At 51.2% G+C, this 11414-nt stretch carries 9 protein-coding genes and 1 pseudogene; 2 read left to right on the forward strand and 8 right to left on the reverse strand.

What is annotated here, in order from left to right:
• Window positions 1-90: 90 nt before the first annotated feature.
• Window positions 91-3294 (reverse strand): isoleucine--tRNA ligase, encoded by a 3204-nt coding sequence (ileS, locus tag F7B33_RS05135; protein WP_297073545.1) that lies wholly within the window; start codon window positions 3292-3294, stop codon window positions 91-93.
• Between the two features lie 216 nt (window positions 3295-3510).
• Between ileS and yjjX the strand changes: the two are divergent.
• Window positions 3511-4028 (forward strand): annotated as a pseudogene (yjjX, locus tag F7B33_RS05140) (inosine/xanthosine triphosphatase).
• 34 nt (window positions 4029-4062) lie between these two features.
• Here the strand turns inward: yjjX and F7B33_RS05145 are convergent.
• The 3 genes from F7B33_RS05145 to F7B33_RS05155 are packed head-to-tail and all read right to left on the reverse strand — an operon-like array spanning window position 4063 to window position 5653.
• A complete protein-coding gene (locus F7B33_RS05145; RefSeq protein WP_297066467.1) occupies window positions 4063-4437 on the reverse strand; it encodes a hypothetical protein in 375 nt (124 codons plus the stop codon).
• Between the two features lie 49 nt (window positions 4438-4486).
• Window positions 4487-5314 carry a DMT family transporter gene (locus F7B33_RS05150; RefSeq protein ID WP_297073547.1) on the reverse strand — a complete coding sequence of 276 codons (828 nt, stop codon included), beginning with the start codon at window positions 5312-5314 and terminating at the stop codon, window positions 4487-4489.
• A 30-nt stretch (window positions 5315-5344) separates the two neighbouring features.
• A complete protein-coding gene (locus tag F7B33_RS05155) occupies window positions 5345-5653 on the reverse strand; it encodes a hypothetical protein (protein WP_297066458.1) in 309 nt (102 codons plus the stop codon).
• A 103-nt stretch (window positions 5654-5756) separates the two neighbouring features.
• Between F7B33_RS05155 and F7B33_RS05160 the strand changes: the two genes are divergently transcribed.
• The gene (locus tag F7B33_RS05160) at window positions 5757-7487 is read left to right on the forward strand and encodes a glycoside hydrolase (RefSeq protein ID WP_297073548.1); all 1731 of its coding nucleotides are present in this window, start codon (window positions 5757-5759) and stop codon (window positions 7485-7487) included.
• Between the two features lie 183 nt (window positions 7488-7670).
• Here F7B33_RS05160 and cca read toward each other — a convergent pair whose 3' ends face one another.
• From cca to F7B33_RS05180, 4 genes are all read right to left on the reverse strand, one after another.
• Window positions 7671-9035 (reverse strand): CCA tRNA nucleotidyltransferase, encoded by a 1365-nt coding sequence (gene cca / locus F7B33_RS05165; protein WP_297073551.1) that lies wholly within the window; start codon window positions 9033-9035, stop codon window positions 7671-7673.
• A gap of 5 nt (window positions 9036-9040) precedes the next feature.
• Window positions 9041-9595, reverse strand: a complete 555-nt coding sequence (gene thpR / locus F7B33_RS05170; RefSeq protein WP_297073553.1) for an RNA 2',3'-cyclic phosphodiesterase — start codon at window positions 9593-9595, stop codon at window positions 9041-9043.
• 60 nt (window positions 9596-9655) lie between these two features.
• Entirely contained in the window at window positions 9656-11023 is a 1368-nt protein-coding gene (locus tag F7B33_RS05175) for a hypothetical protein (RefSeq protein ID WP_297073555.1), read from the reverse strand.
• A 196-nt stretch (window positions 11024-11219) separates the two neighbouring features.
• The coding region (locus tag F7B33_RS05180; protein ID WP_297073557.1) for a phosphoribosyltransferase at window positions 11220-11414 on the reverse strand (195 nt) is incomplete at its 5' end.

The raw sequence follows: 11414 nt of genomic DNA on the forward strand, positions 1-11414 counted from the left end.
AGGGAGCTGCTGGCGGGGTTCGTCCTCTTGGCCATTACCTTGGTCGTTACCCTGGCAATGGCATAGGATAGAAGAAAAGAAGGAACATACTCACTCCTCCACCTTCTCAATCCCTATCTTCGCCTGAACCTCAGGCCATTCAACCACGTAGCCCTTCGCTTCTCCAAAGACAACCTCGGTAGCCCTCGTCTCCCTCATTATGTAGTCGAGGTTCTCTTGGAGAAGCTCGCGGTTTTCTTCGCTCGTCTCTATGGTAACCCTAATGCGGTCGTTGACGTCCAAATCCAGGCGCTTGCGCATCTCCTGTATCCTCCTGACGAACTCCCTGGCGAGGCCTTCCGCCAAAAGCTCCCTCGTGAGGGTCTTGTCTATGAACACTCTTCCGCCCTCGAAGTCCTCGGCAACGAAGAAGTCGGGCAGCTTTTCTTCAACCGTTAGGTGCTCTCTCGTGAGGTGGAAGGTCTTTCCTTCGATTTCAACGTCAATCTCACCCTTCTCGTAGAGCTCCCTTCCGTGCTCGTTTATCCACGCTATGACGAGCTTTGCGTCGCCCTTGAACTCCGGGCCAACTTTCGCGAAGTTCGGCTTTATGACGAGCTCGCGCTCGACCCTGCCGACGACTACTTCTTTCGAGTTGAGCTGGTCTTTCAGGAGTCTGTTCAGCCTCTCGACGGCCTTCTTAACGGTCTCATCCTCGGTCTCGATGATTATCCTCCTCACCGGGTAGCGGAGCTTTATCTTCGCCCTCTGCCTCGCTGAAGAGCCTGCCTCGACGATTTTCCTTACGGCCTCCATCTCGCGCTCGAGTTCCTCATCTATAGCCTTCTCATCGGCCTTCGGCCAGTCAAGGAGGTGGACGCTTTCAACACCAACGAAGGGCCTCAGGAGGTTCTGGTAGATTTCCTCGGCTATGTAGGGCGTGAACGGCGCTATGAGCCTGAGGAGAACGTCGAAGACCTTCCATACTGTATAGTAGGCCGCTAATTTGTCCGGGTCGTCTCCCTCGACCCACATGCGCTTCCTGATGAGCCTGACGTACCACCTGCTGAGGTCTTCAACGACGAAGTTGTAGATTGCCCTCGTTGCCCTAGTCAGCCTGAAGGTCTCTATTCCTTCGGTGACATCCCCTATGAGCCCGTTCACCCTGCTGAGAATCCAGCGGTCTTCCTCACGGAAGGGAAGCTCCTCCGGGTTGAGCTTCGTCGGGTCGAAGTTATCGAGGCTCATGTAGGTGGCGCTGAGTACATACACGTTCCAGAGTATGTTCAACATGCGCTTAACCTGCGCCAGACCCTTCCAGCTGAAGCGAAGGTTCTCCCACGGGTTGGTTGCCCAGAGCATGTAAAAGCGGAACGGGTCCCTTCCTTCCCTCTGGACGACTTCCTCAGGCCTTATGATGTTCCCAAGGCTCTTGCTCATCTTGTCGCCCTTCTCATCTAGAACGTAGCCGTGCATTGCAACAGCCCTGTAGGGGACGGTGTCGAAGGCTATGACCGAGGCCGCTTGCTGGGAGTAGAACCACTTGGTTACCTGGTCTTCACCCTCAACTATAAAGTCCGCCGGCCAGAGCTTCTCGAAGAGCTCTTTGTTCCTCGGGTAGTCTAGCGAGGCCCAGCTGGCTATTCCGCTGTCGAACCACACATCCACGACGTCCTTTACCCTCTTCATCTCCTTGCCGTTGACCTTTATGATAAAGGCATCAACGTAGGGCCTGTGTAAATCCTCCGGGCCGAGCTTCTCCTCTATGACCTTTAGTTTCTCCTCGTAGCTTTCGGGTAGCTCTATCCTCTCGCCATTAACCTCTATCGCCACGCTCTTCTCAACAAGCTCCCTGAAGGAGCCAATGACGTATATCTCGCCGTCTTCGCTCTGCCATATCGGAAGCGGTATTCCCCAGTAGCGCTGTCTGCTTATGACCCAGTCGCCCGAGTTCATCACGCCGTTGTCATACCTAACTTTAACCCAGTCCGGGTACCATGTGACCTTCTCGTCGTTCTCCTTGATTATCTTGTCCTTGACCTTGCTGACCTTGAGGAACCACTGGTCTGTTGCGCGGAATATAAGCGGGGTCTTACAGCGCCAGCAGTGCGGGTACTTGTGCTCTATCTCACCGGCCTTCACGAGGTAGCCCTTCTCGCGAAGGTACTCGATTATCTCCCTGTCGGCGTCCTTGACGTAGGTTCCCTTCCACTTTCCTTCGGTGTACCTGCCTTGGTCGTCAACCGGACTGTAAACTGGTAGGCCGTACTTCTGTCCGACCTCAAAGTCCTCCTCACCGTGGCCGGGTGCCGTGTGAACCAGCCCGGTACCGTCCTCTAGCGTTACGTGCTCGCCGAGGATTACGCGGTGTGCCCACTTGTACTTCTCGCGGAACTCCTTTTGAGCTGGATACTCGTCCATTAAAATGTGGGTGTACCTTATTCCCTCGAGCTCCTCGCCCTTGAAGGTCTCGACGATTTCACCCTTAAGGCCAACCTCGGCAAGAACGCGCTCAACGAGGGCCTCCGCTATTATCCAGTACTCTTCTCCGTTCTCGGTTTCGACCCTGACTTTAGCGTACTCGTACTCGGGATGAACCGTGACAGCCAAGTTGGCCGGGAGCGTCCACGGCGTTGTAGTCCAGATGAGGAGGTACTCGTTATCTTTGCCCTCCACCGGGAACTTGACGTAAATGCTCGGGTCTTTCCTGAGCTTGTACTCGCCGCGAACTTCGTGTTCAGCTAAGGCAGTCTCACAGCGCGGGCACCAGTGGAGAACCCTCTTGTCCTTCTCCAAAAGCTCCTTCTCCCAGGCCTTCTTGAGTGTAAACCAGCCCGATTCGATGTACTCGTTCTTTATGGTCATGTAGGGGTTGTCCCAGTCCATCCATATGCCCAGTTGCTTGAACTGCTCTGTCATTATTTTCAGGTTGTTAAGTGCGAACTCCTTACACTTCTTGATGAAGTTGTCAACCCCTATCTTTGTCTCTATGTCCTTCTTGGTCTTTAAGCCAAGGGCCTGCTCGACCTTGACCTCTATTGGAAGGCCGTGCATGTCAAAACCCGGCTGTCTTCTCACGTTGTAGCCCTGCATTGTTCTAAAGCGGATTATCATGTCCTTGATTATCTTGTTCCATGCCGTGCCAAGGTGTATGGCACCGCTTACATAGGGCGGTCCGTCGAGGAAGTAGTACTTTGGGCCGTTCTGGCGGGAGGCCTTAACCTTCTCGTAGGTGTTGTTTTCCCTCCAAAAGCTCTCTATCTTCTCCTCAAGCTTCCCTGGGTTGTACTCCCTAAACTCTGGCTCCCTAATCATGGCAAAACCCTCCAGAAGTGAGAGTTAAGGCTAACCCAGAAGAGGGCTCAAGCCTCGAAACGGGCGGAGCGAAGGATAAAACACTCCCCCCTCATCGGTATCGGGCAAAGTTGGGAAGTTGGCTTATAAGGTTTTCTGCCAAGCCGTTTCGGTGGTGGCATGAGAATCGTGGTCGGTTCAATAAACCCGACGAAGGTTAGGGCAGTTGAAAACGTGATGAAGAGAATTTACGGCGACGTCGAGGTTTTGGGCGTTGAGGTCGAGAACCTCGCTCCGACCAGCCGGTTGGAATCGAAGAGATAACGCGGGGCGCAATAAACAGGGCGAGGAAAGCCTTGGAGAAGGGTGGAGCCGACCTTGGTGTTGGGATAGAGGCCGGAATTTACGAGTTCCTTGGAACTTTAACCGGCTACCTTGACGTACAGGTCTGCGCAATAGCGAGCCCCAACGGTTTAGTAATCCTCGGCCACGGGCCGGGCTTTGAGTATCCCCCTCTGTTGATTCGGAGAATCCTTGATGAGGGAGTTTAGGCTGGGATTGTCATGGATGAACTCGTAAACGACCCGGAGCTCAAGAAAAAGACCGGAGCAATAGGTGTTCTGAGCAAAGGACTACTCACGAGAACCGAGCTCAACGAGATTGTCGTTTTGATGGCAATGATACTGAGGCTCAACCCGGAGCTGTGGAATGTGCCCTCCCCGACCGCCCCCCGGTCACCTCTCGCGGGGGTGTGAGAGGGGAGGGCGGAGGGAATTAGGTAGATGAGTTTTAAGCGTTTTCTGTCCCTCTCTCCTCTTCCGGCTCTCCCTTTCTCTTGCTCTCGTTCTTGATGACTTGAATAACGTAGTCTATGAACTTCCTGACCTCTTCAAGCTCCTCCTCCGGGATGTCGGCTATCTTCCTGTTCTTGGTCTTGTAGGTGAGCAACTTCAGGAGCGCAAGTCTGCCGAGTGCGGTCTTGGTGCTTATCTCGCCGTTCTTCCAGTCGCGCCAGATGGCGTTTGCTATGCCGTAGAACTCGGGAATGCTGTCTAGTCCAGGGTCTCCGACGTCAATGACCTCTTTTCCGAGGTATTTATAGCGCTTCTCCTTCTCCTCCTTGGAGAACTCTTTGGTTTTGTTTTTGATGTACTCGTGCACCATGGCCATCACCTCCGTTTAATAATAGATGAAAGTTTTTATTAACTTTTCGTTAGTTTTTTCTTATCTCGTTCCAGACACCTGCCATTATGAGAAACGCTCCGGCGAGGGCCCTCTTTGTAAACCTCTCGCCCAAGAGTATAAAGGCCGAGAGCGAGCCGAATATGGGCTCCATTGAGTATATCAGAGCGGCCTTGTAAGCGGTCGTGTGCTTCTGGTACTTCACCTGAAGGGTAAACGCTATCACTGTCCCAAAGATTGCCGTGTAAATGAGCCCGAGCCAGGGGAGGATTTCCCTTGGAAAAACCTTCGGCTCGAAGAGGAGCGCAAATACCAACGAGAAGAGGAAGTTCCAGAAAATCTGCCAGAAGGCCAGGCTGAGGTAGTCTTTTTCTCCAAACTTCTGAACTAGAACTATCTGAAAGGCAAAGCTGACCGCACAGAGGGCCGTTAAAAAGTCACCGTAGCTTACCGTCCTCCCGGCTCCCGAAATCAGGTAAAGGCCAGTGAGTGCTATGCCCAGCGAGAGAATATCTCTGGCCTTAATCCGCTCTCCTAAAAGGAAGTATGCTATGAACGGCGTGAAGACGACGTAGAGGGAGGTTATGAAGGCGGAATTTGAGGCTGTTGTGTACTTTAAGCCAACAATCTGGAAGCCGTGGCCGAAGAAGAGCGTTAAACCTAGCAGAAAGCCCTCGTAGAGAGTTTCCCTTCTGAGGACCCTTGAGCGAAAGATTGTCAACATAAGGAGCGAGGCAATGCCAAAACGGTAGGCAAGGAAGAGTATTGGGGGGATATAGTCCAGACTAACCTTCATTGCCGGAAAAGTTAGCCCCCACATGGCTGTTATGGCTAGAAGCACGAGCTCTGAACGGTTCATCGCCCGGAATTAAAACGGGAATTTAAAAAGTTACTCCCCCGGGCCGTTTATACAGCCCATGTTCATGGCGAGAAGGCTTTCAACGTAACCACTCTCTAGATTGTGGCGGATTTTGCCGGCCAGTTTCCTCAGTTCTTTCTCGCTTAAGGGTCTCTTTGTTTTCAACCACTTTATCAGTCCGTCCTTCTTGTCGAGAATCACTATCTCACCCTCAGTGATGAGTGGGACGTAGTTCATCTTAACCCCGTAGAGCTCCTCCGCAAAGGCCAGCTTCGCCCTCAGTAGCTCCAGATAGTTTGCGAGGTCTTCCCCAAGGAGTTCTCTCACAAGCTTCTTCATTCTCCCACCATCTGTGCTTTGCTACACATGTTTATTAACCTATCGGGCAAAAGTGGGTAGGAAAATGGGATAAGCGATAAAAACGTATCACTCCCGTGAGACCATGTTTATGAAGTATGCCCACCACTTCCATGCCTACCAACCGGGGGATGTAGTTTATGTCAGGGACGGTAATGGGGGCGGGCCAATAGAGTATGAGGAGCGGAAGAGTCCCGTCGCGATTAGGATAGGTGGAAACGAGGTTAGGGGCGAGAACTGGACGATGGCCATGCTCTATTCCTACGAGATGATTTCAGACACCCTGTCACGGCTTAAAGGGGTTAGCGTTGACATCGAACCCTTCACGCTCCTCATGCTCCTCTACTACCGCAGGAGGGCTTTCGAGGATACCGTTGAATTGCTCAGAGAGCTCGACGCCGTTCCAACGGTTCCCTTCCACCCGATAATGCCCCACCTTGACGAGTTTGAACAGGGAATTCTCGCGAGGGTTTCCTTCGATTTCTACGCCCCGCTTACTGGCAACAAGCCCGTCGTTGGCTACTGGCTTCCTGAGGCAGTGATAACCAAAAAAACTGCGGAAATAGTTGAATCGGCAACAGATAAAAAGCTTGTCTTTCTGCTCGATGAAAGACAACTCCTCTATGACTTTCCACAGGCCAAGTACTCCTGCAACCGCTACGGCGGTTCCTTCGTCTTCGGTCGCGAGTGGTCACTGAGTGATGCCTTCGCCTTTAATACTCTCGACGTTTCCGGCCTCGTCGGGGAAACACTCTCCAGAAGGGACGAGTACAAGGAAAGCATCGGCGTTCCCTACCTCGTTTTCACGGCAAGTGACCTTGAGAGTCTCCTGGGAAATCCGCAACAGCTTGACCGCTTCGTTGCCTGGATGGAGGGGATAGAAAAGAAAGGCGTCGAGAGAATTTCAGCCCCTTCCTTTGTCTGGAAGAAGCTCTCAGGCGAGTTCACAAGGCTTAGGGGTGAGTGCTCCTTTGTCATGCCCGTCAAGGACCACTCCAGCTGGAGCGACTACCTCGATTTGAGCCTTGATGGGAAAACGAGCGATTCGCGCTGGCTCGGTTACAGAAGGGTTGATGGAAGGGTCTTTGCAAGGAAGGTAAATGGGCGAAAGGTCTCCCAGCTCTGGAAGGTGGCCTTTACGAGGCTCTTTGCCGAGCTTAACAGGGCTGTAAGGCTCGGCGTTTTGAGGAGTCTCCTGGAGCTCGGAGCGAGTGATGTGAAGGAGTTCCTAGTGAGATACGCGAGGGTTTTCTTTAGGGGCTACTACGATTACTTCGGTTTGACCACGTCAGTTAACTACGTTCTTGAACCTGTCAATGGTGATAGGGAAGCCCTAAAGCTCGGAAGGGTCTACTACCTCATGCTCCTCGCCAATCACTCCTGCCCGCGCTTCTGGGAGAACCTCGACACGCGGGTGGCGTTTTCGAACGTTTCGGTGATGGCCAAGGTTCTTATAGAGCTGATGAAGTACTTCGACGGAAGCGAGCTCCAAAGCCTCTTCGTTGGGTCATACCTGAGGCTCCTCAACTTCGAGGGCTTTTACCATGTCTGGCACCTCGGTGGGTTTCCGTCCATCGAGGGCTGGGAGACAAGCGAAGAAGCCTGGCGTGAGGCGCTGAAGCCCGAAGTTCCGACCAGCGGTTACAACGTCGTTACAAGGGCAACCCTCTACGTTGGAAAACGTGACCTGAAAGGCGAGCTAAGGAACCTTGTTGAGAACTACAACCTTGAGTGGGCTGTAGCCGATACAGGGCACGTTCCTGGGGAGGCTCATGGTCTCTGGGAGAACTCAAAGTTCTGCGAGCACAGGGAGTAGGTTTATATTTTGTTTTTCCTAAATTTATAACTGGTGGTTTCAATGAAGCCCAAGAAGGGTTTCGAGCTGAAAGAATCACGGCTGATTGAATTTTTAGAGAGGGGCTTTGATGGTAAAAACGTCCTCGAGCTTAAGACTACCCTAGAACGTTTGAAGACATTAATTGGAAGAAAGGGTTTTATCTTAATCCTTCAGATTCCACTTCTCCCTGCTCAGGAAGAGATAGGTTTCCTTCTCCAGTTCCTTGGGAACATAGTTTAACAGTACGTTGGCCCCTTTAACCGCTTCCCGTATTCCCCTTCCAAGGGAGACCTGCCCCTTTTCGAGGAGCTCGATGACAACATCCACGGCGTTCTCTTTGACTCTTTTTTCCGAGTAGAGCCTCTTTCCCACAATCCAGACCTTCTCGTTCTTTTCGTAGAACCTCCTGCCTCTCTCCGTGAAGAACTCCGGCCCCGGCTTGAGCATTATCCTCTCCCTCTCTGCCCTGTCCAGTTCGAGCATTATGAAGGCCTTCTCGGTTTTTCCAACGTTCCAGCCGAGGACCTTGAAACCCTCCCTTTCGAGGGCTTTCTCAAGACCCTTGGCGCTCCTCTCGAGCTGAGGCAGCAGGAGGTCGTCAACCATATTCGGCACTTCAAAGACGAGGGTGAGCAGGATGGTCTTTCTTTCCCTCAGTACTTCGAGGTAGTTTTTCCAGGGTTTTTCTGGTGGGAAAAAGAACTTAATTGAAGGCTTTTCAAGAAACTCCGCGCTTTTGAAGTAGAAAATCCCGTAGCGCTCCCAGCTCAGGTTTGCAGAAACGTTCCTCCTTGGGTCAACGGGGTCTATAACTATGAGAGGTTTGTTCTCATTGATTTCCCTCTCTACAGTTTTTCTGGCAATCTCGGGTTCTTTTCTCAGCCAATCCGCGGGGTCTATTATCTTCTGTCTCAGTATGAAGCCTGCCTTTTCGAGAACCTCGAGGAAGGAGCCGTATTTAACCACCAGAATCTCGGCGAGGTAGCCTGAAAAACCCCTCACGTAAACCTCGCTTCCATAGGCATTTATTCCCTTGAGGAAACGTTTGAGCAGTCTGACCTCATCGTTCCTGCCATCTAAGTGTTCGTTTACCCATTGGGTGTGGAGTATCGAGCGGTCCACCGCTGTTCTAACGTCCCTCCAGCTCTTCACATCGTAGCAGGGAACCAAGTCAACGCTCACTCTCCTGTATTTTGCCCTTACGTAGGGATGCTCAGCGTAGGCAATCTCATATGAGTCGAGCTTCTCCGCTATTGCCTTTCCTAGCTCTAACCCTTTCTTTCGAAGCTCTTCGAGGGGGGTCTCCAAAGGAAAAGCCAAGAAGAGGTCAACGTCGTGGTCTCCAGCTAAGTAAGTGTCCTTTGCGAGAGAGCCGACGAAGTAGTGCTTAACATCGAGACCGAGTTCTTTTATGGTCTCATTGGCTATGCTCTTCAGCTCCTCCATTAGTCCCTCAACGAAGGTCCTCTCCTCCTCGGTCGGTCTGATTCGCTGGAGGACTTCGTTGATGACCACTTCGATGTCCATTGTCCTCACTCCGAGAGCTCGAATCTAGCGATAGTTTCGTAAATCGGTCCCCTGGGAGTTAGCGTGCTCTTTTTCAGCTCTATAGCATTGACCTCGAACTCACCGAAGTCCTCGTTGGCCAAATCCTTTAAAGCCATGGCCAGCTCGACCTTATCCCTCACAAACTTAACCCTGCCGATGGTGATATGCGCCACGAAGTCTTTGTCCTTTTTGAAGCCTAACCTTCTCATCTCGCGCTCCACGTCTTGGGCTATTGCTTTTATGACTTCGTCATTCTCTATTCCGGCCCAGATAACCCTCACGTAGTTCGGGTTCGGGAAGACGCCGATGCCCTTAACCCTAACGCGGTGTTTCTTGTGCCTCTTTGCTATCTCTTCCAAAGCTTTCTTGACTTCTTCGGCCGTTGTTTCGTCAATCTCCCCAAGGAACTTGAGCGTCACATGGAAGTTTTCCCTCTCAACGAACTTTATCTTTGCCGCTTTGTTCCCTATTCTTTCCTGAGCTTTCAGGAGGTTGTCTCTAACTTCGTCGCTGACCTCTATCGCTATGAACGCCCTCATAATATCACCGGGAAAAGTTGGGAGAGGGGGTTAAAGGGATTTTGGAACCCGGGGACAATATCAACCTGGCTCAGCTTCCACGTACAGGCCAACCGGAACGTTTACTTTTTCGTAATTTATTCCGTGCCTGTAGTGTACTGGAATCTCGACTTTATACTTGCTTTCCATTGCGTGGAAAGTTACGGTGCTGGAAGGCCCTTTGTTTTTTACGTGGCCGAGCATTATGTAGCTGGAATAATCACTGACACTGAAGCCGACCGTTACCGTTGCGAACCACGGTGGAAGTTTGCCCCCACTTAATGTCTCTAGGATTGCCCCGACTGGAACACCGGCGTTGAAACTGACTCCGAAACTGTGTCCATTGTCCTTACTATAAATTTCTCCGTAGAACTCTGGTAGGGCTATCGGATTGCTCATTTTAACTGTTATTCCACAACATTCTCTCATCAACCTGCTCGGAAAGCTGAACTGAGGCATTCCCAGCGTTGAACCGCTCTCAATGTCTTTAACGTATCCGTTAGTTCCTGTGATTGTGAAGCTGTCTATTTTTGTGAAGTATCTTTCGTTGCCAGTTGGAGAGCAGTGGACTCTATCATTGGAATCTTCCTCGCACATGTATTCCCTCTGGTAGATGTAGTGGACGGTTCCTTTAATCCACACGTAGCCCCATGAATGCTCTGGAACTTCTACTTCATCGCCCCCTGCGTAGTAGTTGGTTATTGAATTGCTGAGAGCTCTAACTGTTATCACGGCCGGATCAAAATTCGTTTTCTTTGAGATGTCTCTGCCGAATACGACCGTTACATCTGGCCCCCATGGTTTGTACGCCCCTAAGTCGACCGTCCCGATTACGGGACTGGAGACGTTGTTGTGGATTATAAGAACTGGTATTTTGACGTTTTGGAACTTTTGCTCCCCTATCATTTGCCATTCAAACCACATCATTTTAGAACTTTTGACATTCTGAGCACTTGGAATGGCAGTCTTTCTTGCGTCGCTGAGGTTAAACGTCAGCTCCACCGTTTCTGGAAGCACCTTGTCTTTAAGTGTAGCCTCAAAACTGTCCGGTGGTAGGGTGTAAACCTCTCCATTTTTTACAATCCAGACGTCCACTCCTATAAAGGTGGTTTTTGAGTCTATTTTTCTTGAGATCGTTTTGGCCTCATTGAGGGCGCTTGAGAATATCCTTATCGTGTTTCCTGAGAAGAAAAGCTTCTTTTTAAGGGTGCCTTTTTTGAGGACCTTAATGCTCCCGTTTTCGTCGAACGTCCAGACGGTGTAGTAAACTTTTCCCCATCCAGTTAGCGCGTTCCCATTTTCGTCGAGGAGAACTACCTTGACACCACCTATGGGAGTTGCCTGTGCGTATCCTATAACACCAACTATCAGCAGGCCCAACAGGAGGGCTATCAGGCTTTGCTGTCGCATTGAATCCGCCCCCTTGTGGTCTGCAATGTTATTTAATTCAGCTTATCTTATAAGTCTCTCCTTTTACTTTTAGTAAAATTCTCCTTTTTTCGAGTATAACTTTATCCAGAGTTGGATTTTGCTTTTAGAATCGCTCAAAAAGAAGCCTGAGTAAAAAAGTTGCATGGCGATGCAAAGAAAGTGCAGAGGCAAAAACTCACTCCCTCACCACAACGGGGAACTCCTCCCAGGGGAAGACGACCCACTTGTCTGTGCGGAAAACGTAGAAGTCCGGTACGACCTTCGTCCAGGGCTTCATGCTGAGGCAGGCGACCTTGACCTCTTTAGCCCCGGCTTTCTTGACCTCATCAATGACGACCTCAAGGGTCTTCCCTGTATCGCTGACGTCGTC

Source organism: Thermococcus sp., from assembly GCF_015523185.1.
In the GTDB taxonomy this organism is placed as follows: domain Archaea; phylum Methanobacteriota_B; class Thermococci; order Thermococcales; family Thermococcaceae; genus Thermococcus.